Origin of the sequence: Butyrivibrio sp. LB2008 (assembly GCF_000621565.1) — a bacterium.
Lineage (GTDB): Bacteria > Bacillota > Clostridia > Lachnospirales > Lachnospiraceae > Butyrivibrio.
The window spans coordinates 1-25414 of the sequence record NZ_KK211308.1; the positions used below are offsets into that span (position 1 = coordinate 1).

General features: G+C 41.2%; 21 protein-coding genes. 5 read left to right on the top strand and 16 right to left on the bottom strand.

The window, feature by feature from the left end; genetic code table 11:
• Positions 1 to 278 (top strand): IS200/IS605 family transposase (tnpA, locus tag T356_RS19870; protein ID WP_051563514.1); only part of this gene is annotated, 278 nt, incomplete at its 5' end.
• Positions 279 to 516: 238 nt separating this feature from the next.
• Positions 517 to 1392 carry a DUF6033 family protein gene (locus T356_RS0116485; protein ID WP_051563515.1) on the top strand — a complete coding sequence of 292 codons (876 nt, stop codon included), beginning with the start codon at positions 517 to 519 and terminating at the stop codon, positions 1390 to 1392.
• A gap of 15 nt (positions 1393 to 1407) precedes the next feature.
• Here the strand turns inward: T356_RS0116485 and rlmN are convergent, their stop codons facing one another.
• The 5 genes from rlmN to T356_RS0116510 all read right to left on the bottom strand — a co-directional run bounded on the left by rlmN (position 1408) and on the right by T356_RS0116510 (position 6208).
• On the bottom strand, positions 1408 to 2496 hold the full coding sequence (rlmN, locus tag T356_RS0116490) for a 23S rRNA (adenine(2503)-C(2))-methyltransferase RlmN (protein ID WP_035781538.1): 1089 nt from the start codon (positions 2494 to 2496) through the stop codon (positions 1408 to 1410).
• Between the two features lie 506 nt (positions 2497 to 3002).
• Entirely contained in the window at positions 3003 to 3818 is an 816-nt protein-coding gene (locus T356_RS0116495; RefSeq protein WP_026515452.1) for a CPBP family intramembrane glutamic endopeptidase, read from the bottom strand.
• A gap of 28 nt (positions 3819 to 3846) precedes the next feature.
• Positions 3847 to 3996 carry a hypothetical protein gene (locus T356_RS21865; protein ID WP_081777898.1) on the bottom strand — a complete coding sequence of 50 codons (150 nt, stop codon included), beginning with the start codon at positions 3994 to 3996 and terminating at the stop codon, positions 3847 to 3849.
• Positions 3997 to 4006: 10 nt separating this feature from the next.
• Positions 4007 to 5422 (bottom strand): 16S rRNA (cytosine(967)-C(5))-methyltransferase RsmB, encoded by a 1416-nt coding sequence (gene rsmB, locus T356_RS0116505; protein WP_026515453.1) that lies wholly within the window; start codon positions 5420 to 5422, stop codon positions 4007 to 4009.
• A gap of 3 nt (positions 5423 to 5425) precedes the next feature.
• Positions 5426 to 6208, bottom strand: coding sequence for a histidine phosphatase family protein (locus T356_RS0116510; RefSeq protein ID WP_026515454.1), 783 nt, complete (start codon positions 6206 to 6208; stop codon positions 5426 to 5428).
• Positions 6209 to 6447: 239 nt separating this feature from the next.
• On the opposite strand from T356_RS0116510, the gene T356_RS0116515 reads away from it, so the two are divergent.
• The 3 genes from T356_RS0116515 to T356_RS0116525 are packed head-to-tail and all read left to right on the top strand — an operon-like array spanning position 6448 to position 8766.
• Entirely contained in the window at positions 6448 to 6924 is a 477-nt protein-coding gene (locus tag T356_RS0116515) for a DUF2975 domain-containing protein (RefSeq protein ID WP_026515455.1), read from the top strand.
• A gap of 16 nt (positions 6925 to 6940) precedes the next feature.
• Entirely contained in the window at positions 6941 to 7153 is a 213-nt protein-coding gene (locus tag T356_RS0116520; protein WP_026515456.1) for a helix-turn-helix domain-containing protein, read from the top strand.
• A 2-nt stretch (positions 7154 to 7155) separates the two neighbouring features.
• Positions 7156 to 8766 carry a DUF4153 domain-containing protein gene (locus T356_RS0116525; RefSeq protein ID WP_026515457.1) on the top strand — a complete coding sequence of 537 codons (1611 nt, stop codon included), beginning with the start codon at positions 7156 to 7158 and terminating at the stop codon, positions 8764 to 8766.
• 49 nt (positions 8767 to 8815) lie between these two features.
• On the opposite strand, the gene T356_RS0116530 is transcribed toward T356_RS0116525, so the two are convergent.
• The 11 genes from T356_RS0116530 to T356_RS0116580 all read right to left on the bottom strand — a co-directional run bounded on the left by T356_RS0116530 (position 8816) and on the right by T356_RS0116580 (position 25414).
• Complete coding sequence (locus T356_RS0116530; protein ID WP_051563517.1) at positions 8816 to 9517, bottom strand: 4'-phosphopantetheinyl transferase family protein; 702 nt, start codon at positions 9515 to 9517, stop codon at positions 8816 to 8818.
• 6 nt (positions 9518 to 9523) lie between these two features.
• Positions 9524 to 11236 (bottom strand): FtsX-like permease family protein, encoded by a 1713-nt coding sequence (locus T356_RS0116535; protein ID WP_026515459.1) that lies wholly within the window; start codon positions 11234 to 11236, stop codon positions 9524 to 9526.
• Positions 11237 to 11297: 61 nt separating this feature from the next.
• Positions 11298 to 12020, bottom strand: coding sequence for an ABC transporter ATP-binding protein (locus T356_RS0116540; protein ID WP_026515460.1), 723 nt, complete (start codon positions 12018 to 12020; stop codon positions 11298 to 11300).
• Between the two features lie 175 nt (positions 12021 to 12195).
• Positions 12196 to 12846: a DUF4386 family protein gene (locus T356_RS0116545; RefSeq protein ID WP_026515461.1), complete on the bottom strand. Its 651-nt coding sequence runs from the start codon at positions 12844 to 12846 to the stop codon at positions 12196 to 12198.
• 11 nt (positions 12847 to 12857) lie between these two features.
• Positions 12858 to 13298 carry a 3-hydroxyacyl-ACP dehydratase FabZ gene (fabZ, locus tag T356_RS0116550; protein ID WP_035781541.1) on the bottom strand — a complete coding sequence of 147 codons (441 nt, stop codon included), beginning with the start codon at positions 13296 to 13298 and terminating at the stop codon, positions 12858 to 12860.
• A 12-nt stretch (positions 13299 to 13310) separates the two neighbouring features.
• Positions 13311 to 14318 carry a beta-ketoacyl synthase N-terminal-like domain-containing protein gene (locus tag T356_RS0116555; protein ID WP_026515463.1) on the bottom strand — a complete coding sequence of 336 codons (1008 nt, stop codon included), beginning with the start codon at positions 14316 to 14318 and terminating at the stop codon, positions 13311 to 13313.
• 1 nt (position 14319) lies between these two features.
• Entirely contained in the window at positions 14320 to 15543 is a 1224-nt protein-coding gene (locus tag T356_RS0116560) for a beta-ketoacyl-[acyl-carrier-protein] synthase family protein (protein WP_026515464.1), read from the bottom strand.
• 18 nt (positions 15544 to 15561) lie between these two features.
• Complete coding sequence (gene fabG, locus T356_RS0116565; RefSeq protein WP_026515465.1) at positions 15562 to 16299, bottom strand: 3-oxoacyl-ACP reductase FabG; 738 nt, start codon at positions 16297 to 16299, stop codon at positions 15562 to 15564.
• A gap of 1 nt (position 16300) precedes the next feature.
• Complete coding sequence (locus tag T356_RS0116570) at positions 16301 to 17611, bottom strand: MFS transporter (protein ID WP_026515466.1); 1311 nt, start codon at positions 17609 to 17611, stop codon at positions 16301 to 16303.
• Positions 17611 to 23298 (bottom strand): non-ribosomal peptide synthetase, encoded by a 5688-nt coding sequence (locus tag T356_RS0116575; protein ID WP_026515467.1) that lies wholly within the window; start codon positions 23296 to 23298, stop codon positions 17611 to 17613. The genes T356_RS0116570 and T356_RS0116575 overlap by 1 nt, the downstream gene beginning before the upstream one ends.
• On the bottom strand, positions 23288 to 25414 hold the full coding sequence (locus T356_RS0116580) for a type I polyketide synthase (RefSeq protein WP_026515468.1): 2127 nt from the start codon (positions 25412 to 25414) through the stop codon (positions 23288 to 23290). Before T356_RS0116580 ends, T356_RS0116575 begins: the two co-directional genes overlap by 11 nt.

Genomic DNA, 25414 nt, shown 5'->3' on the forward strand with positions numbered 1-25414 from the left:
ATCACATGCATCTGCTGATCTCCATGCCACCTGATGTTGCACCTGTAAAACTCATCAACTCGTTAAAATCACAGCTGTCCAAAGAAGTGAGAAATACATATAGAACACACGTTGAGAAATACCTATGGGGAGATTCACCCTTCTGGAGTGCAAGTTACTTCTGTGCCACTACCGGAAGTGTTTCTCTTGATACTGTCAAGAAATACATTGAAGATCAACGAACAGAGGAACACAAACGCAAATACATTAAGACGGGGAAATACAAAAAGAAAAGCTAGTGCGATTCATCCCACAACCGACTTCATCGGAAGGGGTTTTCTCGCACGATATTTATAATTATTTTATATTTTTCCTCTTCATTTTCCAAATGCTTTCGTCGATAAAAAAATTAGAAATGGGTAAGTATTCGCTCATGGTATTTGAAAAGGATTTCAACACCACAGCTCTCTCAGTTCAAGTATACTGACAGGATGACATTTGGAAAGAGCGCACTTTTTACAAGGAGGTAATAAAAATATGTCAGGAATAAGCAGTATTTCCGCATCCGGCGGTAACTCAGAGATTACCAAAACTTCTTATGCAAATAAAAGCAATCAGGCAACTGCGGCCAAAGCTTCTCAATCTGCCAAAACAGAATTAAAGTCATGGAGTCCGATTGATACAAAGAGTTCGCTCGTTCCCTCAATGACAGATTACGGTATGACCATCGGCAATGTAGAGCTTTCGGATAAAGCCAAAGACTATCTTGATAAGCTCAAAGCAAAATATCACAACATGGAATTCATCACCGTCAGCAAGGATATGAAGGCGCAGGTTCAGCAGAATGCTGCGGCATACGGCAATGCCAACAAGATGGTAGTTCTCATAGATGAAGAAAAGCTTGAGCGCATGGCCACAGACGAAGCCTTCCGCACTAAGTACGAAGGAATCATCGCTTCATCACAGGCCAAAATGATGCAGGCAAAGATGGGACTTACCAGCAGCGGCGCAAATATAAAGAATTTCGGAATGTCCGTCGATTCAAACGGAAAAGAGAGTTTCTTCGCTACAGTAAGCGATTCTCTCGATCTGCAGAAAAAGCGCCTTGAGAAAAAGGCTGCCGAAAAGAAAGCGGAAAAAGCCAAAGAAAAGAAAGCAGCTGAAAAAGAAGCCCGTGAAGAGCGCATTCAGAAAGCTAAAGACAAAAAAGCCAAGAAGACTGAGTCTGATAAGCCAAGCTCTGATAAAAATGAGATCGAAGAAGCTGATGACGAGAAATTTGTAATATTTGAGGCCGATTCAATGGAAGATCTTTTATCTAAAGTTCAGACATACGCTTACAACAGTTCATCAAACAAGATCTTGGCTACTTCCGAGCGCACCCTCGGAACTACGATTGATTTCAAGGGATAACAAAGAGTCTGAGCACTACGATTTTGCAGTGCTCAGACTCTTATTTTTTTCACCGACATATCTTCTTCTGAGCTGGCCGCAGGCACCGTCTATGTCCCTGCCCATCTCTCTACGAATCGTCGCATTTATCCTGTTCTTTTCAAGCTTTTCCTTGAACTTCACCGCATGAGAACGGTCTGTAGGTTTGAAATCTCTTTCTTTTATCGGATTCACGGGAATCAAGTTTACAACACAGTTAAGTCCGGACAAAAGCTTAGACAATTCGGCTGCATCTTCATCAGAATCGTTAACTCCCGCAACAAGCGAGTACTCAAAAGTAAGCTGTCTTCCGGTCTTGTCAAAATAGGTCTTGCAAGCATTCAGCACTTCATGAATCTCATACTTATTTGCGATAGGCATGAGCTCTTTTCGCTTGTCATTATTGGATGCGTGAAGAGAAAGTGCCAGATTTATAGACAATTTCTTTTCCGCAAGTTCTAAGATCTTAGGCACGATACCGCATGTGGATACCGTAAGATTGCGCTGTCCGAGGTTCATTCCGTGCTCATCGGAAAGAAGCTCTATGAACTTAAGAAGATTATCATAGTTATCAAGCGGCTCTCCGCTACCCATGACAACGACTCTGGATATCTTTTCCCCTGTGTAACATGCTATAGCATATATCTGATCAAGTATCTCCGATGGCAAAAGATTCCTCACAACGCCGTCAATTGTCGACGCGCAGAACCTGCATCCCATCCTGCATCCGACCTGCGAAGATACGCAGACGCTGTTGCCGAACTTGTACTTCATGAAAACGCTCTCGATAACATTGCCGTCGTAGAGTCCGAAGAGGAACTTCTTGGTTCCGTCAATCTGCGACTCCTGCACCTGCACAACTTCAAGACTTGTATAGCTACACTTCTGATCGAGCTTTTCTTTAAGCGACTTTGGGATGTTCTTCATCTCGTCGTAGTTTCTTGCTCTCTTGACATGCATCCAGTCATAGAGCTGCTTTGCCCTAAATGCTGGCTCACCGACCTCCTTGATGAATGTTGTAAGTTCATCGAAGTTTAGGGATTTTATGTCTATTTTGTTTTCTTTTCCTAAAATGTAACCGTTCATAATTCTTTCCATTGACTATCAAACATTCGTTCTATATAATCTTATTTTGGTGCTACCAGTAATTACGGTAGGCGGTTAGTCCTTCTATCGGAGGACTGTGACCTCCGTTAATCATAGAAATCTCTCATGAGAAATCTTTGTTGGAGGAACTTGCGTATGCTCACCATCACTGACCTTATCGCAGTGCTTGCGCTGTGTGCGACTTATATTTGATAGTATTCCTATCAAATATAAATCGCTACGCTATAGATGCGACCGATGCGCAGATGAATTATGCAAGCTAAAGCTTGCGCGCATCGGCGCGAAAAGAGTCGCAAGCGACTCTTTGTTCTAGTCTTGGTTATATGCATGGAAAGCATGATTCCAAGACACAAAAATAACCGCCTGGCCTGAGAAACTAAGCGGTTATCACAACGTTTATTCATCTTGGGACTAACCGTCTACCGGTAGCACCTTTTCTTTTATTATACTACCATCAACTTATAGCATCGTCAAACAATTCTTCTCTACTCCTGGCATAACACCTCACCTCTGCAAACTCTGCGGTTTCTGAGTATCAATCCCAGCACCAGTATAAACGCCAAAGGAATAATACCGCTTACAGGATTCATAAATATATCATAAGTCTTATTTAATTTAAATTCCCCTACAGGCACAAAGATAAGCGAATATGAAAGTTCCTCGGTCATATGCAATAAATACGCAGGAATAAATGATCTAGTAGCTCTTCTTACTTCAACAAACAGCGGTGTCCACATAAGCATAATCACGATTCCCGAAAGTATTGTTTTTAATTTCATATCGCCATCCAGTCCGACAAAGTAAAGATAATACGGGATATGCCAACATCCCCAGATAAGTCCTGTTGAAAGATATATCAAATAATCGTTCCACTCTGTTTTTTCAAAAAAGGGAACCATATTGCCGCGCCAGGTTATTTCTTCTACAAGGTTCTTGAGAACAGCCCCGGCCACAACAACACCTACAAGCGATCTGTCAAATCCACCAACTATAGTCTGATTAAACTGATATGCTGTTCTTGTACATACAATTGAAATCAACGGAAAAATAAGAAGTGAAATAGCATAGATTTTTGCATTCCGGCCAAAGTTCATTTTGAACCCAACAGGCTCGAAGTACCCCTTATTGGTCAATCTGATGATCATAGATATAAGAAGCGGAAGTATTAACCATATCAGCATTCCCAAAGACTGCCCTTCAGGCTGCTCTGTCAGTACCATATCTATAGCTCTTCCTATAAAACCTGCTGCCAAAGTAAAAACAGAAAAAGCAACGATTACAAGCTTATCTCTTTTCTTCATTATTCAACCCGCCTTCCGCCTTATTGTGTCATTTCAGTAACTTCTTTGCCTTGGTACACCACTTGAGATACGTCTCGCATGTATCTATCCCGAAAGTAACCGTGAGATAGAAATTTATATGATCTTTTTCATCTATTACTTTTTCAAGATTCTCCTTATATATCCTAAGAATCTGCAATTCATCTTTTTTATTTCACTACTCTCTTAAGTTTTGCAATAAAGAACCCGTCTGTTCCGAATTCTCCGGGAAGGAGCTGTATATAGCCCTTCTTTGCGGTATCTTTTATGTTATATTTATCATTTTCAAGAATGTACTTAGGAAGTACATCTGTGATATCCACAGGCTCAAACGGCAACTCGTTGCAGATTCTTGTGATCATCTGCTCATTCTCTGCCTTGTTTACTGTACATGTGGAATACATAAGCGTTCCGCCGACCTTAACATAGTCCCAGCAGGATTTTACGATATCCCACTGAAGTTTGGTAAGTTCGGTAAGCTTGTCTTTTTTGATATTATGCTTGATATCGCTCTTTCTTCCAATAATTCCAAGTCCGGAACACGGAACATCGAGATAAAGATAATCAGCATTTCTCTTCATGTTATCATCATGGATCTTGGCATCGACAACCTCTATTGTGATATTATCAAGCCCAAGCCTGGCTGCATTCTCTGCAATAAGCTCCTTCTTGGATACCGATACATCTCTGGAAAAGACCTTTCCGTCCGCGCCGACCTTCTGCGCCGCATGCATGCTCTTTCCACCCGGAGCGGCACATACATCAATTACTGTACGCCCCTTTAAAATATCTGCAATCTCAGTGACAAGCATTGAACTTACGTCCTGAACAGCAAATCTTCCTTCAGCATATCCGGGAAGATACTTGATATTATCAGTCTTTTCAAGTTCAAGTGCATATGGCAGGATCGGGTTCTCTTTTACAACAACTCCTGCGTCTTCAAGCTCCTTCTTGAGCTTATTAGCATTTTTCGCAGCAATTTCCATGTCGGATGGTCCACTAACCCCGTCCCCATGGTCCACTGTGCACCTGATGATTGTGGGGCGAGGTTCGAGGAAGAACTTGAGCATTCCTTCGGTTCTGTCAAAACCGTACTCTGTGAGCCACATCTTGCAAAGCCAGACAGGAACCGAATAGAGCACTGCAAGATAATCCGCTCCTCCGTTCTCTGCTTTGTCCGGGTATGAAATATTATCTTTGTTCCTTGAGATATTTCTGAGAACGCCGTTCACAAAGCCCTTGAGACCTGCAAACTTATGCTTCTGTGCAAGTTTTACCGCCTCGTTACAAGCGGCGCTGTCGGGAATACTGTCCATAAACATGATCTGGTACGTTCCCATTCTTATAAGACTTCTGATCAGAGGCTGCATCTTTTTTACCTCTGTCTTCGAAAAAGAATCTATAACATAGTCTATCTGTATATTTCTCTCAAGGCAGCCCTCAACCACTCTTTTGATAAACGCTTTGTCTCTTGTTTCCAGATAATCATATTTTTCAAGCGCATCCTTTAAGAGCGTAGTTTTCCTGCCGCCATCCTTGTCGTACTCCATCAGGATGTTAAGTACTATCTCCCTAATATTCACCATCAATCAGTGCCTCTCATTTTTATTTTCGTATCTCTCGCAGAACCTTGCCGAAAAAGAAGGTTCTTCCCCCGCGATATTAAGATGAGTAATGTCTCCCATCCCTATTGTTCTGAACGTTCCTATTCCCTTCTCGCGCTCTTCGGAAGCTACGATCGTAACCGAAGTCGGCGCAAGTGCAATAAATTGAAACAGAACAAAAGGTGAGACATTCCATAGATATGACAGAAGAACAGACGTAATGCCATAATGGCAGAAAAAAGCTATAACTTTGTCATTACTCTCATTTACCTTAAATATCAGTCCGTCTTTCTCGTAGCCCTGCTTACGCAAAAATTCATCAAAAGACGAAACCACATAATCATACACCTTACACATATCGCTGTATATAACAGGTTCGGCATTTCTCCATGCATTTTTGTCAAAAAGCTCAGGATGCCTGCCATAATATGACGGAAGCATATCCCACAAAATTCTCGTCTCGTACCTGCCGGTCCCCGGATCTATTTTAAGCTCATTCTTATAAGCCTCTCTTGCGCTCTTTGAAAGATTCGGATCAAACTGAGCGGGAAACTCTTTTAACCAGTCATAAGTGACCGCCTCTTTCCCAAGTGCCTTAAGCGAATACTCCGCAGTTTGCTGTGCCCTTCCAAGAGGCGACATGTAGATCTCATCGATGTTGTAATTCTTTATGTAATCGGCAAGAAGCTGCGCCTCTCTCTGCCCCTTCTCGGTAAGCCCGTCAATCTCGTAATCAGGATCACCGTGCCTAATAAATATCAGTTTCATTTATCGTTCCTTCATCAAAAAAATTAGCTCACGCTATGTAATTATTATATATCCAAATCGGCTTCCGGTGGGCTCTTAATTGGATTCTTATTAAGATCCCTGCGCTTAAAAGATCAGCCTTCATTTTTCGTGTTTCAAAAAACTTTTATTGTTTCTCAATAAAAAAATATTGCAAATCAAAAAGGAACGTGTTATAAAAAAAATATACAAGTACTTGGTGAAACATTTTGGAGGAAAACATGGATAGCAGATTAAATAATTTCGTTAAAGCCATCTTGGATCTTTGCTTTTATTTCGGAATCGTAGCAATAGCTACAGCTCCTTTATACCTGAAGTATGCAGTAAACCTTGCAATCTACACTTTGGGTGAAAGCACGGAATACAGCGCGATCAACGATCACTACGGATACGCAGTTGTTTCTATAATGATCGCAGGCACTGCCGCTCTTCTCATTTTGTATGAACTTCGAAAGATGATGAAAACAGTAACCGACGACAACTGTTTTGTTGATGCCAATGTAAAAAGCCTTTACCGCATGGGTACTTATGCTTTTATCATAACAGGCATCAAACTTCTCAGATGTTTCGTATATTTCACCCCGGCAGCCGTGATCATTGCAGGTGTATTTCTTTTCGCCGGACTGTTCAGTAAAGTCTTGGCGAGGGTCTTTGACAAGGCCGTGAGATACAAGCAGGAAAACGATTTAACCATTTAACGGGGCAGGTGAGAATATGATCGTAATAAACTTAGACGTAATGATGGCAAAGAGGAAAATGGGGCTGACCGAGCTCGCCGGTAAAGTCGGTATCACCCTGGCTAATCTTTCTATCCTAAAAAACAATAAGGCGAAGGCCGTCAGGCTCGAGACCCTTGATGCAATTTGTAAAGCTTTGGACTGTCAACCGGGAGATATCCTTGAATACGTTGACAACCAGGAGGAATAAGTATGGAAACACAGAATAATCAGATACCGCAAACCAACACTAACGGATTCGTATATAATTCGCAAACAGGCCAGTATGTCACTGCAGGAGCCGCAGAACAAGTTAATCCCCCTTTAGGAACAGGATTCAGCGGCGCAGTACCTGTAAGGCCTGTTGCCAAAACAGGAAATGCAGAGCACTTCAAAAAATACGGACTCTTATCATTTATATTCGGTTCAATATACAGCTTCTGCCTGTACGATAACCACTCAAGCATAACCTATCCGATATTTATGCTTTGCGCTCTGATAATCCTTGCAATGATACGAAAGAAAGACGGTCTCTCACTGATAGCCGACTGTAACGGCAAAAAAGGCCTCGGAATCTTTTATGTTGTTTCCCTGATGCTTCTTTCCGTTCACAGATGCCTTACAACAAGCATGACATTGGCTTTCTGGGAAAGAACCGCAATTTTCCTTCTGTTTTTCAGCTATATAATCTACCTTTATATAGACACGACGGGATTTAATATAATTGCATGGATAAACGGCTTGTTCCTGACCATCATAAGGCCATTGGAACAAATTTCACGCCCGGTAAAAGACTTTTTTGCTCACAAAAGATCGAAGAAGAAAGAAGTTGATACAAGTGATAAAAAGAAAACCTTAAACGCCGTACTTCTCGGACTTGCAATCGCGGTTCCCTTACTTATCGTGATCGTACCGCTTCTTTGCTCAGCAGATATGGTTTTTGAAAATATACTGACAAATATCGATTTAAGTATTTCAGAAAACTTCTATCATATGATCATGATGGTCGTTACTGCAGTTATAGCCTTCTTCAGTATCTATATCATTATCACATCAATGGTTGCAAAAGAGCTTAAGATCAAGGTGAGCAACCAGGGCACAAACGATCCTGTAATAGCGATCACTTTTACAAGCGTTATCGGATTCATTTATATTATCTTCTGCGCAATTCAGCTCCTTTATCTTTTCAGCGGAAGCGTAGCCCTTCCCGAGGGATATACTTATGCCGAATATGCACATGAAGGATTCTACCAGCTTTTGGCGGTATGTATTATAAATATTGTTATGGTTTCGGTATGCCAGTCATTTTTCAAAGAGTCAAAGATACTTAAAGCTTTGCTTACAACCATCGCTGCCTGCACATATATAATGATCGCATCATCGGCAATGAGAATGATTCTCTACATCGGAGTGTATCACCTTACATTCTTAAGACTCTTTGTGCTTTGGTTCCTTGCCGTGCTCTGCTTCTGGCTCGCATTCCTCATCATCGGAATGTTTATAAAAAAGTTCCCTGTATTCAAAGCAGGAATGGTTGCGATAACAATTGCATTTTTAGTATTTATATACAGTAATCCCGAATACAGGATTGCCAAGTATGACATAGCTGCTGCAGGTTCTGAGTTAACCGTGCACTCTTCCGATACCGAGTATATTAAATGGAATCTTTCCTATGACGCCGTTCCGGCACTTGCGGAAAATGAAATGCTCATAAACGAATACAAAGACGGACGGGAAGATGACCTAAACGATGCCTCAAAAGAATATACAGGCTTTAGAAGATTCAATTTCTCATATCATATAGCGCAAAACTATCTTAAATAACAAGAAAAAGGCGGGCACGATAAAAGTGTTCGCCTTCTTCTTATATATTTTACCCCACCATCTCTTTATACATCACTTGCGTATAGCTTCCCGGAATATCAGCACCCTTCGAGCACACGCAAAGACTGTAATTTTCATCAAATTCATATTTCATAAAATGATATTCGCAGGATTCCCCGCCATTCTCATATAGCCTGTACTCTCCCGCTCTATCTACGATCCCGAACTCATCAAGCGGCTTTGACAATCCCATCCCGATACACTTTATATAAGCCTCTTTAAGACTCCACATGTCGTAAAAGAGCTTTCGCTTTACATTATCCGAGTCCGAATTCGAATCAGAATCCACAGCTTTACAAAGCGCATCTTTTTCTTCCTGTGAAAAAAATCTCTCGGCTATATCAAGTCCGCCGCTCTTATGCTCCTGAACATCAATTCCCACAGCAGTGTCTCCGACCGCACAGGCAACATAGTCACCTGAATGGGAAATATTGAAATGAACTCCGCTTTTGCCAACTACATGCGGCTTTCCGTACTTATTTTTTTCAAACTTCATCTCATCCTTAGGAATTCCAAACTCCTTACAGATCGCATATTCGGACAAAAGAATTCCCGCAAGAGCTCTCTTTCTGTCCTCAACAAAATGAAATCTCATTATCCTGTTTTTTTCCTCAGGATCGATGCTTTTAAGCGCTTTTTCAAATTCCTCATCGCTTAATTCTCTTAGCGCATTTATAACATAAACCTGCATAGACGATCACCATTCCGACAAGTACTCCGCTTGCTTTTCTCCCTCAATTATCTTTTTGATCTTACCTGTAAAAGCTGCTCTTACAAGTACACAGATTATGTTTAATATAACAAACATATAGACAATCGTAAAACCCGAAACCTGGAACGGCATATAATCTCCCGTTGCAAGCGACGTCGATATCTGTATTCTCTTTGCTGCAAATATGCATATCGGAATCGAAACAAAAAAGATAATATTCGAAACAATAATATACGGATCGAGCAGTATCCTGTTTATCTTCTTGTTATCATAGCCCAAAAGATCAAATATCAGAATGCTCTCCGTATTTCCCGAAAGTCCGATAAATACAGCAAGGAAAATGAGAAGACATCCCGTTGCAACACCGATGCTCTGATTGATTATCGCGCTTGCTTTGTTGGAAGTCTGATCATTTGAAAGCACCTCCATCTTGTCTTCATAAGCCAAACTTGCGCCCTCATCCAATGCTTTATCTGAAAGAGCCGCATTATATGCAGTGCTTTCAATTTCCATAATAGCGGCAAGTTTTTCTTTAGAAATGTACATGCTCTTTATGCCCGCATTTCTAGCGATATTTGTTGCTTCGAGCTCTACTGCCCTTCCGTTGATCTCAACACTTAATCTGTCTCCGACCTTTATTCCGTAGTTCTCGGAAAGCTCAGGATTAAGTATGATTCCTTCCTCATTTGAAATGTCTATTACCGTATGCTTTTTGTCATATAGTGAAAAGAAGCCGTTATCACTGTCAATACCTATGATGTTATAGGATATCTTTTCGCCGGCATTATCTATTACCGCGTCAAACTTAAGATAATCTGCAGCATCCGCCGTATCTTCAGCGCTGTCTCTAATCTCATCATAATATGTCACATAATCATACTCCCTTCCTTCCCGCTGTGCTTTCAGGATTTCCCTGCTGCTAAGAAGAAGAGATACACTCAGAACGAACATGATACCGAAAGTAACGATCGCTGTGACAATCAGAAGTAACTCGCTTATATTCTTCAAAGTAAGCTTGTATTTATATCCGCCCTTCATCTTGAAAAAGCCGATAATTTTCTCGATGATCCCGGGTTTACCCGCTGAGCTGTCATTTCTCTTCATAAGAAGTGCAACTTCCTTGTTGGCGGAAAATGCATATGCCATTAATGTCACGATAAATATAAGCAGTGCCCATAAAGAAATCGGCAAAAGAAATGTCGAAAATCTGATTCCCCTTGCAAGTGACTCCATCATGTAGGTCTTTTCATTTGCTGAAATAAGTATGCTTGATCCGAAAAATCCTGCAACAAAGCCTACAAGAGTCGAGATTACGGACATTATCATCATAAAATTACCGGTTTTCTCGGCAATGCTATATGTTGTAAATCCAAGCGACTGCAATAATCCGATCTTTGCCTGATTCTTCTTTATGGTATTTGTTATAAAAAGAAAGAATATCAAAAGAAAGACCGCGATCATCGCCGTTGTCATATAGCGGATAAGCACCAGATTGTTTTCAAGTGCCGTTAGATATTTAAGTTCGTTCGCTGCGAGAGTAGCACTATCCACATTTCTGTATTTCGAAAGATTTTTATCCACAGAGAAATGAACAAAATAATACAGAAAAGACGTACCCATAAGAAACAGCGACAAAATCGCCATCATTGTTTTTTTTGCCAAAAAATCTTTTTTAATATGTTTATATAATAATTTCATTGCGGCATTCTCCCGAATTTAGTGTCATAAATATCTGCTTCATATACGTAATTGCCACGCATCAGATTCCCCATGCCATCGCATCGGGATCGATGATATTATCGTTCATATAATCATTTATGATATTGCCGTCTTCGAGTACAAGTACCCTGTCGGCTGTCTTTGCGATCTCTCTGTTATGTGTTGTAAAAAAGATCGTGGTTCCGAATTTCTTTTTTATCTCATGAAGGAGCTTAACGATATTGATACTGTTGTCCTTATCAAGCGCTCCCGTTGCTTCATCGCAAAACAAGATCTCAGGATTTTTTGCGACCGCTCTCGCGATGCAGACTCTCTGCTGCTCGCCGCCTGAGAGCTTAAAAGGATACTCGTCGAGATACTTATCTATTCCAAGAAGTGCGCACAGATTCTCAAGTTCCTTCATGTCAGTCTTATCTTTTTCATAAACATCTCTTTTCTCAGCGCCAATGAAAATATTCTCCCTGACAGTGAGATTCGGAAGAAGCATATAGTGCTGGAAAACAAAGCCTATCTTGTCTCTTCTTAAGTTCGCGATCTCGCTTTTTGAATAACGCGTAATGTTTTTTCCGTTATAAAGAACTTCTCCCTTTGTAGGAGCAAGTAACGTTGACAGCACATTAAGAAGCGTCGATTTTCCCGATCCGCTGTGCCCCAGTATTGCTATAAAATGCCCTTTTTCAACAGAAAGGCTAACTTCGTTAAGGACATTTCTCTCATCAAATTTTTTTGTTATAGATTTTGCTTCAAGAATGGTATTACTCATAATAAATCCCCTTTTTCATGATGTCATTACTCTGAACTCTATGTGTCTTACCAAGATAAACTATAGCATCACCCTATGGTACACAAAAGGGCGTATCATGAAAAAAATTTAGAGAGAGACATCCTGATCTTCTCATCAGACATCTCTCTCCATCTTATTTAATAGATATAGATCATCACGCAGTCTTGACCATCTTAACACCTACAATGGCAAACCATATAAATGATACAATGCCTTTTGCGGTATTAAGGATAGCCGTTGTCAGAGCACCTACATTCTGAATAGTCACTGCAATAAACAACACGCCGAGTACTGTTCCTAAAATAGTATATATTGCAGATGAACTTTTCTTTTTAAATGCAAGTACACTGATAAGCACAAGCCAAATTCCCACAAGTCCGTACGTAACAAGTCCGTTTGGTGCAAATGAAATGTAAGGATCCATTATAAGGATAATATCCTTTGCATTTTGCGGTGCGTTAGTATAGAAATTTGCCATGTAAGGCTTAACGGTAAACACCCTGTAATAAGACATTGCTAAAATAGCAAATCCCACATATGCAAGTTTCATCGCCCACTTAACCACTTCATTTTCCGCAACTCCAAAGTAATTTGTCACTGCGGCGATCGCTCCTATTCCGAATGTCGCACTAAGCGCGATCGCAAGATAATAAAGCACAAAGCATGTAGGCTTTACCGCCAAAGTACTAAGAAACAGATCAACATTCGCATCCTGAAAAAGTACGGGCTGAACACATACCAAAATACCTATTGCCAGATAGCTCAATCCGGCCAAGATTGAAAAAACTCCTCCTGTCTTTTGCATACCATGTCTCCTTATATGTCTTCTGATTTTTTTACTGAGAATATCAATTCTCCCTTTGCAACGACCTTGTCATCGACATATGCCTTTGCATCTACAATGATCCCAAGTTTAGTAGCTTTTTGAGTTTCAATTTCCATCCTCATCTGGTCTCCCGGAACAACCACAGATTTAAAAGTCATCTTGGTCGAGTACAGCAGATACAGCGAGTCTGTATCCTGTGTATCCTCATCTTTGAATAAAAGAATTGCTGACTGAGCAAGCGCTTCCGTTATATATACTCCGGGAAATATTGCATATCCGGGAAAGTGTCCGAGGAAAACCATCTCGTTTCCGGTAACGTTTTTCACGCAGACTATTCTTTCCCCGGCAACTCTCTCCAAAACCTTATCAACCATAATGAGCGGAAATTTTTGAGGTAATACGGAATTAACCTGTTGGAAATCCATACTCATAGATTGTCCCCCTTATTTTTCAAGTAGAAGTGCTCTGAAGTTTCCGGTCCAGTCATTACAGAAAACAAGTCCCTTTCCTTCATCAAAACTATTTAATGAATACAGAATCTGTGCAGCGCCTGTTGCACCAAACTTTTCTCCGCCAAACATCTCTCTTACGGAGACCACTTTTGCCTTGGGGAACTTGTCATTCATATATTCAGCTTCATACTTGTCTTTCCCGTCAAAACGGTCATCGGACAAGCAGATATTCCATATATCTTCCTCATCCTTTGCAAGGCTCTCGGTAAGATAATCATATTCCTCCAGATCGTCTTCGTCCGTTCCTCCGTTTACAAGATAGTTGCAATTTATACTTGAACAACTTCCCTTTATTTTTCCGTAGATTTTGGCATTTCTTTCCTTGGCGTGTTCTTCGCTTTCAAGAATGATCGTTCCGCAGAACTGTCTTAGCATGCTAAGTTTATCCTCTGTAAAGTTCTTGGTATCAAAGAACCAGTCGCGAAGCTGCTTCTTCATCTCTTCAACACCTGTGACCATTACCATATCAACTTCATCATTCTGGATCATGTTGCATGCGTAATCGATCGCATCAAACGTTCCAACTCTTCCGGATGAAACAGTTGTATTAAAGCCTGTGATATCAAAATGTATACCAAGCTTTGCGGCAGTAGCGTTAAGAACAAGATTCGGACTCTGCATTGCCCCTACCGCTCTGGGGCCTTCGGTGATCGTTGTTTTATCAAAATCAACAATAGTTGAGATTGAAGAAAAATTGGTTGCAACAACTATTCCCGATCTCTCCGAATCAATATCTTCGATTCCTGCGTTCTCCTTTGCTTTATTTGCAGTTATAAGCGCCATTTTTGTGGCATCTGTGAGATATCTGAGACCTCTTCCCCCGATCATCTCATCGTAATCAACATCACTTAGTCTTATTACGGGAAACACAAAATCAGTAGCGTTTTTTCCGACTTCTTCTGAGATCAATGCTCCCCCTGTTATTACAACATCTCTCATATCATGCCTCCTTTTTAAGAACTATACAGCTTATGTTTCCGCCAAATGCAAATGCATTACTCAAGATGCACTTACCTTCGGAATCTGTGGGTTTGCTTACAACATTCAATTCAATCTTAGGATCCTGATTATTAAGATTGAGATTTACCGGAAGCTTGTCATTGTTAAGAACAAGCACCGATGCAACCGCCTCTATCGCTGCTGCCGCTCCCATAGTATGTCCCATCATGGATTTGATTGAGCTGATGGGAATTCGCTTCGCATCTTCTCCAAAGAACTTTCCAAGTGCAAAAGACTCAGATGAATCGTTTGCCTTTGTTCCGGTTCCGTGAGCACTGATATAATCGATATCCTTCTTGTCGACTCCGCTATGCTCGAATGCTTTTCTGAGTGCGAGCATTATTCCTCTTCCCTCAGGATGCGGTGCTGTGACATGATATGCATCGCAGCTGTTTCCGTATCCCAGAATCTCGGCATAGATCTTGGCATTTCTCTTCTTGGCACTCTCGTAGCTTTCAAGCACCAGCGCCGCAGCGCCTTCTGAAACGATCATTCCGTGTCTGTTTTCATCAAACGGTCTGCACAGGTCGGGTGACATTGCTCCAAGTCTTGAGAACATCGTATAGCAAACTCTGGACATCGCATCACTTCCACCGCAGATCACACAATCTGCTTTTCCTCTCTTGATCAGATCGGTAGCATATCCGATGGCATAATTACCTGCCGCACAGGCTGTTGGAATAACCATATTGACTCCCTTTATTCCAAGCTCTGATGCAACCGCTCCGGAGATAAGATTCGGCTGAAAACTGATGATCTTCTTACGTTTTTCCTTTATCTCACCGTTTAACAGCATATTGTCAAGCTTCTCAACAACACTCTGATTTCCCATTGTAGTTCCGAAAATACATCCGACTTTTCTGGGATCGTATGCATTTTCATCAAGTCCCGCCATCTCATAAGCCATTCTTGATGTCGCAACAGCAAACTGTGTGCTGCGGTCATAATCTTTGCTGCTAAGTTTACGGAAGTACTTTTTCGGATCAAATCCCTTTACTTCTCCGCCGTGCTTATGCTCATGCTTCGAAGCGTCAAAAGCGGTTATAGGGCCGATACCGTTCTTTCCTTCAAATATTCCTTTCGCGAACTCTTCAACATTATTGGCAATTGGTGTGAGTATTCCCATTCCGGTAACTACAACTCTTTCCGTATTCTTTTTCTCCATATTTTTTCTCCCTCATTTTTATGCTGTGATTCCGCCATCTATTGAAATAACCTGACCTGTGATATATGAAGCCGCATCGGATAAAAGAACTTCCACAACCGAGGCAACTTCTTCAACCGTTCCCTCTCTTCCCATAGGAATAAGGCTGTACATCTTCTCCTTGGCTTTTTCATTTATCGCAGCAGTCATATCCGTTTTTATATAACCCGGAGCAACCGCGTTAACTCTGACTCCGTACTTCGCCGTCTCCATCGCAAGTGATTTGGTAAAACCGATTATTCCGCTCTTTGATGCGCAGTAATTGGTCTGTCCCGCAATTCCCGTCAAGCCGGCTATTGAGGCCACACTCACGATCGCTCCTTTTTTTCTTTTTATAAAATATGCGATCAGAGACTTGGTAACATTAAATACTCCGAAAAGATTGGTATGAATAACGTCATTCCATTGCTCCGGCTTCATCAGGAAAAGCGAACTGTCTCTCGTAATACCTGAATTATTTACAAGCCCGTCAATGTCGCCCCTCTCTTCCAGGATTGTATTAACCGTACTTTTTACCTTTTCATAATCTTTTACGTCGCAGCAATATGCTCCTACATCTTTTCCTTTTGATTTCCAGTATGTAACAAGCTCCTGCGCTGCATCTTTGCTACCCTTGTACAGAAATGTAACCTTGTAGTCTTTCTCGGCAAGTTGATCCACAACTCCTTTTCCTATTCCTCTGGCTCCACCCGTCACAAGAACATGATCTTTTGCCATTTTATGCTACCTCCCTATCCTCAATTTTTGATACTTCCAAGTTTCTGTTAAATGCGAAGATCACACTTATCAAAATCGTGATCATACCTATTACCGTAAACATCAGTCCATATATGCCATCCGGAGAATCGAGCAGCTTTTTTAATAAAACAGAGCTCTCATATCTTCCCGAAATGCCGTCTCCTATCCATCCTGCAAGCAAACTCGATACCGGCGTGATACCAAGGACACATGCTCTCCTTATGGAAAAAACTTTTCCCTGATGCTGTATGGGTATCCGCTCCTGCCATATGGTGATATTTGCTCCCAAAATGATCGGTATTGTTAGGAAATATGCCAGTGTTCCGATTGCAAATATGAAAACGGATTTCACTGCAATCACCACCATTAATATCAATCCACCGACGGCATTCAGTGTCAGCATCGACAAGATCCTGTTTTCGGGTACTCCCTTAATTCCCATAATTATGCTGCTTATCATCATTCCGACTCCGCCGCATGTCATTACCATTCCCAGAGCAAGTGAATTTGATATGACCATTCCGTTTTGCTGATTGAGAATATATACGAGAGGCTGAACTATGATCTCGATAAAGCTGATAAAGAAATTGTTAAAGATAAAGAGAATAAGCAAACTTACTATCATCTTATCTTTGAGGATCACTTCAAATCCAAGCTTACAATCTCTGAAAAATTCAGCCTTATCATCTCCCTTATTTCTGCCCTGTTCGCCGAAATTACAAGGAAGAATCAGTACAAGTGCTATAAAATAACAGATCAGGTCGATCACTATTATCGTTCCGAGAGAGGTGCTGTAAAACAGCATTCCTCCCAGAAGCGGTGATATTATCTTGTTTATCGATTCTCCTACATTCGCAAGCCCGACAGCCTTGCCGTAATCTTGTTTATCCACCAGCACGCTTATTCCTGCCTGGAATGTAGGTGCCTGGAATGCCGAACATACCGCTTTTACAAGCACCACTGCATAAACAATGAATCTGTTTAGCATTCCGATATTAAACAATATCATTACCACAAGACTTCCCAGCGCCGCTATTGAATCACTTCCGATGATCACATGCTTTTTATTGGAACGATCTATAAGTGAACCAATGAACGGAGCCACTATTATTCCCGGGATATACATAAAGAAATAAAGTATTGTATATTGCGATATTCCGGCATTATTCTCCATGGTGCTTTTCAGTATGTAGAAGAACAGCGCAAAATCCGTAAGTCCCGATCCGATAAGAGAGACAGCCTGACTTCCGTTTATGACCATAAATCTTTGAAAGCGCTTTTTTCTCTCCATTACGCATGTTTCCTTTCATTGGTCGCAGGGAAATATCCTTCTTCCACGAAGTAATCTCTAAGTTCCCTTATCATCTCATCGTCTACACTGATTCCTTTTTCAAAATCCGGCACATGCTTAACAACGTTATCATTCTTAAACTCCATATATCCGCCTTCAAATGTTCCGTCAGATAACAGCTGCGCCAGATGCCTTGCCGAATTGCTTGCGGATGAAATGCGTTCCACCCATTTTTCTCTGCTGAGCTTCTTCATCTCATAGTGATCGGACATAGCTCTTACTATATTTTTAAGTCCTGTCTTATGATTATTGAAAAGATGATACTGCTTATTCATCTCTCCGCTCTTCATGATCTTCACAACGGCATCGGCAAGAAAATCAACGGGTGTAAACTCAAATTCGAGATTCTGATCTGGATATACTCCGATCTCGATGCATCCTTTTACAAGTGACCACATAAAGTCTTTTTTCTGACAAGCTCCCGTCTTACTATGTCCGGATATTCTTCCCAATCTGTAAATGTTTACCGGAAGGCCCTTGTCTCTTGCCAGGTTGAGCACATTTTCAGCAACCCATTTTGACTGGGTATATCCCATTCTCAGTCCTCTGTATCCCGCAAGCGGCTTGTTTTCTTCGATGATCTGTGTTTCCGAAGTATCTTGCGAAGGTTCGTATACATACAAAGTCGAAATGAAATGTACCGGCTTTATTCTGTGAAGCATTGCAAACCTTATAATTTCTTTTGTTCCGTATACATTTGCCTTCTTCAGATTCTCATAAGGCTCAAAGAAATTGACTTTTGCACCGTTGTGAACGATTGTATCCACTTCCCTTGCATATCTGTCGAATTTCTTCTTATCCATACCAAGATAAGGTTTTTCAAGATCACCTTTTATTACAACAAGTCTGTCTTCATACTCGTTCTTGTACAGCCTGTACTCACGAAGCGTATCCAGAAGTCTCTTTCTTGCATGTTCTTCATCATTTGCTCTTACAAGGCAATAAATTGTGGCTTTGGTATCTTCAAGGAGCCTCTGAACCATGAATGCTCCGAAAAATCCCGTTGCTCCCGTAACAAGAATTCTGTTCACGTCATTGGTGGGATTCTCTATATTCTCCTCATTTACGATCTCAGGAAGAACCACATCTTTCTCAAGATTCAGTTCTTTTTCAACAGCCTGTGAAGATCCGCCGAGTTTGTTTTGGATATATTTGCAATTTCCCATTATTGTAGGATTCTCAAATAATTCCTTTAACGGGATCCTCACATCAAAAATATCGTTGAGTGAGAATATAAGATTGGTCGCAAGAAGTGAATGTCCTCCAAGTCTGAAGAAATCATCATCCGGTTTGATATCCTCGATATGAAGAAGATTTTTCCATACCTTAGTCACTTCCTGTACGATGTATTCCTCGCACCAGTCTTCTTTATTTACTATTGTTCTTCCGCTCGCGTTGGGCTTTGGAAGTGCTCTGTAATCCGTCTTGCCGTTTATTGTAAGAGGTATCTTATCGATAAGAACAAATTCGTTGGGAATCATATAATACGGCAGCTTGTCCTGAAGGAACTGTGTTATCTCCTCTACCGCACTATACTGAACCTTATACTTAAGAGGTTCTGTTACTTTGAGTGAAGTAACATCGTATCCGTAGCATCTGTTCAAATATTCATCCACCGCACGTCTGTCCGTTCCCTCTTTGCAGATCACCAGATCAAGGAATCCGGGCACATTGTCAACTCCCACAAAGAGCCTGTATCCTGCTTCCGATACACGTTTTTCGATTTTTTCAAGTCTCTTGTATGAAAGTCCGTTTCTCTTTCCGGCTTTTATAACCTTCTCAAAACTCTCGACACTTAAGTTTTCATCGGCAACCTTAAGCTTATTAAGGAATTCCTTTTCATACTCAACTCGCTCATCGGGAACATTGCTGTAATGGATCGCATCTCCTTCAAAATCCATCACATTATCAATATCACCTGACCAGGTTTTCTTTTCACACTCAAATGCCTGAACCTTGTCATTTCCTTTTTTATCAATTGAAAGAACTACATCATATCTGTACTTCGATAGCTCATTATTGATATCCCCGTTCTTCGGAGTGATCGATACACCTGAGATTTCCGGGATTCTGTCCAAAAGTTCCCTGAAATACTCTGTTGAAAAAATAAGTTCTTTCTCATTTTCTCTCTTTGTATCAATATTCTTTTTCAAAGTTGCAATAGTGGCTGTTTTATCCGTGTGAGCAAGTTCAACCGAAAGATAGTACATATCAAGCCTGTTGTAATTTCTTACATCTCCGACTATTACATTTCCTTTATCTCCCATCTTATCGATTGCGCTGATAAGAGCGTTTTCAAAATAACTGATATCCGGGAAATACTGTGCAACAGAATTGATGATCACGGTATCGAATCCGCATTCCGTGCTGTCTTCAAGTTCATCAACCGAAGCATGTAACAGGCTTACATTGTCATAACCAAGCTTGTTCTGTTCTATAACTCTGTTGTTATAATCTATGGCCTCTTTTGAGATATCGATTCCCAAATATCTGTCCACTCTTCCTGCGATGCTGTGCATTATCATTCCTGTTCCCACGCCTATCTCCAGAACAGACTTCATAGGAATCTTATCAAGCTTGCCACAGATAGAATCAAGCCACTGTCTCATCTCCGCTGCTGACATCTGCTTATTGTCATAGGAGTTATTCCATCCGACGATGTTGAAAGCATAATCTTCCACATTGTTATTCTTACTGTAGTTGTGGTTAAACACTTCCTCCGTCTCAACGTTGTAATCATCTTTTGCAAGAAGTTTTCCGATGACATTCTTTCTTCTGTCCGCATCCATAGTAAAGTACGAGATTATTCTTGCCTCATCGCCGACCTTATCAAGAACGACTATGTTGTCCTTTACTATTTCATTTTCATTTATCTTTTCCTGAATCTCGTTAAGCTCGATCCTAAAGCCTTTGACCTTGACCTGCTCATCGTTTCTTCCGATGTATTCAAGCTCTCCGCCGGGATATCTGACCGCAAGGTCCCCTGTCTTATACAATCTGTCCGCTTTATCGGTAAACGGATTCTGAATAAATCTGCTTGCTGTAAGTTCTTCTCTGTTCCAGTATCCCTTGGATACCCCGGCGCCGCCCACATACATCTCTCCGACAACACCGTCCGGAACCATTCTCATCTTGTCATCAAGTACATATATCTGAAGGTCTCTTATAGGCATTCCTATGAGACTTCTGCGCTTATCTTTAATCTTCTCCTTATCAAGAACTTCATATGTTACATGTACGGTTGTCTCTGTGATTCCATACATATTGACAAGTGTGGGATTGGTATCTCCGTATGCATTCATCCACTGCTCAAGCATTCCGAAATCAAGAGCTTCACCTCCGAAAATAATATATTTAAGGTTCATCTGCTCAACTGTTTCGGGTTCGTACAATCTGTCACACTGAAGAAGTTGTCTGAATGCCGAAGGAGTCTGATTAAGCACCGTAACCTTCTTTTCAAGCAGGAGCTCAAGGAACGCATCAACCGTTCTGCTTGTCTTATACGGAACAATTACAAGTTCTCCTCCGTAAAGAAGTGCTCCCCATATTTCCCAGACAGAGAAATCAAAGGCTACCGAATGGAACATTGTCCATACATCCTCGCTTGAAAATCTGTAAAGATTCTCGGTATTACTGAATAACCTGAGTACATTGTTATCGCTTATCATTACCCCTTTGGGATTACCCGTAGATCCCGATGTAAATATCATGTAAGCGGTAGCATCATTCTGTCTTGTACATTCCTTTGAAAGCTCTGATTCTGCCTCTATATCCTTCCGCTTGTCTTCGATATCGATCACAGGCACATTTTTAGGGATCGGAATAGTCTCTGTCTTTTCTTTATGTCCTATGAGAAGCTTTAACTCTGCATCCTTAACGATGAATTCCATTCGGTCTTTCGGAGCATCGGGATCAAGCGGAACATACGCACAGTTGCTCTTTATGACACCGAGAATGCACACGATCATATCAAGCGATCTCTCAAGACAGATACCCACAAATCCCGGCTTATTATCAAGGAAACGATCGATATATCTGCTTACTTTGTTTGACTTTCTGTCAAGTTCGTCGTAAGTCATCTCGTCACCGTTACAACTTACTGCGATCTTGTCCGGATAAGCTTTTGCCATATTCGCAAATCTCTCAGCTATGCTGCTTTCAGTAAACAGCTTATCTTCTGCAAAAAGAGGATCTGTATTTACTATCACTTTTTCATTGCAGGCAATACTCTCAACGACTGCATCCGTGTTACCGACCATCTCTTTTAGAATAAGCAGATATTTATCGGCAATAGATCTCACGATCTCGGGATCGAAAATACTCTTTCTGTATTCAAAATAAAGTCTAAGCTCATCGGCAATCTCCGCAGCATTGAGCAGGATGTCGAATTTTGCGGTGTTGTTCTCAAACATCTTTGTCTCAACACTTACTCCGGGTAAGGTTACACTAACATTCTCCGTATTCTGGAGTACGAACATTGTCTGGATTATAGGTGTCTGCTCACCGTATCTCTCCCCCACCACATCCTTTACAATGTACTCAAAAGGTATATCCTGATTAGAAAAAGCTCCGACAGTTTCTTTCTTTACTTCTGCAAGGAATTCCTTTACGCTCTTCTTTGCATCTACGCCAATCCTTATAGGCAGTGTATTTACAAAGAATCCGATCAGGTCTTCTACTTCTTTCCTTCTTCTGTTTGCCACGGGAGTTCCGATAACGAGGTCGTTATTGCAGCTGTACCTGTTCAAAAGAACCGCGTAAGCCGCAAAAAGAACCATGTAGAGGGTAACTCCGTTATCTGTCGCAAGTTTTTTAAGTGACTCAAGAAGCTCTTTGTCTGCGAAAAATTCCAGCTTGGAAGCTTCATAAGAATCATCTGCTCCGTTTTGATCTTTCACCTTGATCTCAAGAGACTCGGGTAAAGGAGTCATTTTCTTTTTCCAATATTCACACTGGCGGGATACTTTTCCCGACTCAAGGAAATTTTTCTGCCACATTGTATAATCAATGTACTGATACTCGGGCTTTTCGACATAATAATCACCTTTTAAATATCTCTCGTAATATGTCATAAGCTCTTTTCCAAGGATTCCGAGTGACCAGCCGTCCGAGACGATATGATGCATTACCGCAACAAGATAATTGCATTCATCGGATTTTGTAAGAAGAGCCGCCCTGATAAGAAGATCTTTTTCAAGATCAAATGGCTTTGAGATCTCATTTTCTATCACTTCGGATATTTCAGCTTCTTCCATTTCGCTGACGTCAACATTCTCAATCTGTACCTCTGAGATTTCCCTGACATGCTGTTTGAGCTCGCCGCTGTCGTCCATCTTAAAGTTTGTTCTTAAGGATTCATGACGCTCTACAATCTTGGATATGCTGTACATAAGAGCTTCTTTGACTAGTTCACCGTCCATCTTAAGAACGATATGCATGTTGTAAGAATCGTCTCCGTCATCAAACTGGTGTAAAAACCACATTCTGTTCTGAGCATATGATAAAGGTGCTTCTTTTTGATTCAAATGAACAAAAGCATCTGCGCTTTTTTCGCTATCTTTCTTGATCTTTCCCTTCAAAATACTGTTTAACAGTTCCTGCTTTTTGCTATCTCTTTCAAGTACCATAGTTTTTCTCCATGTTTAAGTAAGCTTCAACTTCATCCTCATTCATAGATTCAATGAGTTCCGTCAACTTATCGGTTATCAGTTCCGCAAGACTTTCGATTGTAGGGCAATCAAATAACTCAAAGATCTCAAGCTCTACCATGAATTCGTTTTTCACAGAGGATATCAGTGAGGTTGCCATAAGCGAATGTCCGCCAAGTTCAAAGAAATCATCCGTAGCACCTATATTCTTTATTCCAAGAAGTTCACTCCAGATATCTGAAAGTCTCTCCTGAACTTCTCCTTCCGGTGCAACATATTCATTACCAAGATCGGGTCTTTCATGAAGTTCGACCTTAAATTGTTTTATTTTATTCTCCGGACTTTCTTTCTCTTCAACCTTATCCTCTTTGTTTATGCTGTAACTCCAATAAGAATTACGCTTGAACGGATATGTCGGAAGTGATACCGTTTTGGCTGTCTTTGTATCAAATTCTTCCTTCCATCCGATCTCATCTCCGTTTTCCCAATGACTTACTATCTGCTCGATATGCTCATCTGCGCTTCCCGAAATATCTCCGGTACTTCCGTTATCTAGAAATCCTCTGAGTTTTTTGATAAGCTCATCCGTATCTTTAACAACAAACGCAATGCGCTTTTCAAACGCTTTTCTTCCGCATTGGAGAGTCTTTTCTATATCAGCGATATCCGTTTCTCTGTGCTCTGAAAGATACTCTGCAAGATTTTCACATGAACTGCGCAGGTCCTGTTCATCTCTTGCCGAGACAGGGATCAGATAACATGATCTGTTTGCGCGCTTAGCTTCATCCGCTTTAAATTCTTCCATGATCACATGTCCGTTGGTCCCACCTATTCCAAAGGAACTGACTGCTGCCCTGAACGGTATATCCGACTCGTATTTTTTAAGCTCCGTATTTATGTAAAAAGGCGAATGCTTAAAATCGATCTTGTCATTTTCTTTTTTAAAATTTGTAAGCGGAGGAATCTCTTTGTTATAAACCATAAGCGCACTCTTGATGATTCCCGCTATTCCCGATGCCGAATTGAGATGTCCTATGTTCGCTTTAACAGATCCCAAAGCACAGTACTGAGTTTTATCTGTGTACTCCTCATATACTTTGGAGATCGCTTCAACCTCAATGGGATCTCCCATAATGGTTCCGGTCCCGTGTGCTTCAACATAAGAAATTGTTGCAGGATCGATCTCGGCAAATTCCAATGCATCACTGATAACTTCCATCTGTCCGCGTACTCCGGGAGCTGTGTAACCCACTTTATCGTTTCCGTCGTTTCCAACGGCACTTCCTCGTATCACCGCATATATCCTGTCATTGTCTTCAATTGCATCCTCAAGACGCTTAAGAACAATGCATCCCACTCCGCTTCCGAAAACAGTACCGTCGGCATCATTGTCGAAAGGTCTGCAATAGCCATCCTTTGACATTACATTGCCCTTTTCATACATATATCCGACCTTCTGGGGGACATTGATCATTACTCCTCCCACAAGAGCCGCATCACTCTGATATGTAAGAAGGCTCTGACATGCCATGACAGTTCCCACCATCGAGCTTGAACATGCCGACTGAACTGTAACTGCGGGGCCCGTGAAGTTCATCCTGTAAGCAATCTTTGTTGCTATATGATCTTTATCCAGACTGTGAAGGACCGCCTTCATTCCTCCTGCCTCTTCAATAAAATTCGGATTGTTGACCATACTTTGAAGGAAATAACTGCTTGCTCCGGTGCTTGCGAACACCGCAACTTTTCCTCCGATATCGTCTGCATTGTAGCCTGCATCCTCTACCGCTTCCCAGGCTTTTTCCATGAGAAGCCGCTGCTGAGGATCCATAAATGTAGCTTCTTTTGGATTGATCTTAAAAAAGTCTGCGTCGAATTTATCAATATCTTTTATTCCCGAAAATCTGTTGACAAAATTCGGATTATCCACAGTATTTCTGTCCATTCCGGCCTTCACCGAATCTTCAGGCGAAAGCGTCTCCATACACTCCTTTCCTTCTCTTATGTTTTTCCAGTATTGCCCGATGTTTTCCGCTCCGGGAAATCTGCACGCCATGCCTATAATAGCTATACCGTTTGATACCTCCGTGCTCAT

Coding starts and splice junctions, on each gene's coding strand:
- T356_RS0116485 (WP_051563515.1), top strand. CDS start 517: ATGTCAGGAATAAGCAGTATTTCCGCATCCGGCGGTAACTCAGAGATT.
- rlmN (WP_035781538.1), bottom strand. CDS start 2,496: ATGAACGGTTACATTTTAGGAAAAGAAAACAAAATAGACATAAAATCC.
- T356_RS0116495 (WP_026515452.1), bottom strand. CDS start 3,818: ATGAAGAAAAGAGATAAGCTTGTAATCGTTGCTTTTTCTGTTTTTACT.
- rsmB (WP_026515453.1), bottom strand. CDS start 5,422: ATGGTGAATATTAGGGAGATAGTACTTAACATCCTGATGGAGTACGAC.
- T356_RS0116510 (WP_026515454.1), bottom strand. CDS start 6,208: ATGAAACTGATATTTATTAGGCACGGTGATCCTGATTACGAGATTGAC.
- T356_RS0116515 (WP_026515455.1), top strand. CDS start 6,448: ATGGATAGCAGATTAAATAATTTCGTTAAAGCCATCTTGGATCTTTGC.
- T356_RS0116520 (WP_026515456.1), top strand. CDS start 6,941: ATGATCGTAATAAACTTAGACGTAATGATGGCAAAGAGGAAAATGGGG.
- T356_RS0116525 (WP_026515457.1), top strand. CDS start 7,156: ATGGAAACACAGAATAATCAGATACCGCAAACCAACACTAACGGATTC.
- T356_RS0116530 (WP_051563517.1), bottom strand. CDS start 9,517: ATGCAGGTTTATGTTATAAATGCGCTAAGAGAATTAAGCGATGAGGAA.
- T356_RS0116535 (WP_026515459.1), bottom strand. CDS start 11,236: ATGAAATTATTATATAAACATATTAAAAAAGATTTTTTGGCAAAAAAA.
- T356_RS0116540 (WP_026515460.1), bottom strand. CDS start 12,020: ATGAGTAATACCATTCTTGAAGCAAAATCTATAACAAAAAAATTTGAT.
- T356_RS0116545 (WP_026515461.1), bottom strand. CDS start 12,846: ATGCAAAAGACAGGAGGAGTTTTTTCAATCTTGGCCGGATTGAGCTAT.
- fabZ (WP_035781541.1), bottom strand. CDS start 13,298: ATGAGTATGGATTTCCAACAGGTTAATTCCGTATTACCTCAAAAATTT.
- T356_RS0116555 (WP_026515463.1), bottom strand. CDS start 14,318: ATGAGAGATGTTGTAATAACAGGGGGAGCATTGATCTCAGAAGAAGTC.
- T356_RS0116560 (WP_026515464.1), bottom strand. CDS start 15,543: ATGGAGAAAAAGAATACGGAAAGAGTTGTAGTTACCGGAATGGGAATA.
- fabG (WP_026515465.1), bottom strand. CDS start 16,299: ATGGCAAAAGATCATGTTCTTGTGACGGGTGGAGCCAGAGGAATAGGA.
- T356_RS0116570 (WP_026515466.1), bottom strand. CDS start 17,611: ATGGAGAGAAAAAAGCGCTTTCAAAGATTTATGGTCATAAACGGAAGT.
- T356_RS0116575 (WP_026515467.1), bottom strand. CDS start 23,298: ATGGTACTTGAAAGAGATAGCAAAAAGCAGGAACTGTTAAACAGTATT.
- T356_RS0116580 (WP_026515468.1), bottom strand. CDS start 25,414: ATGAGCACGGAGGTATCAAACGGTATAGCTATTATAGGCATGGCGTGC.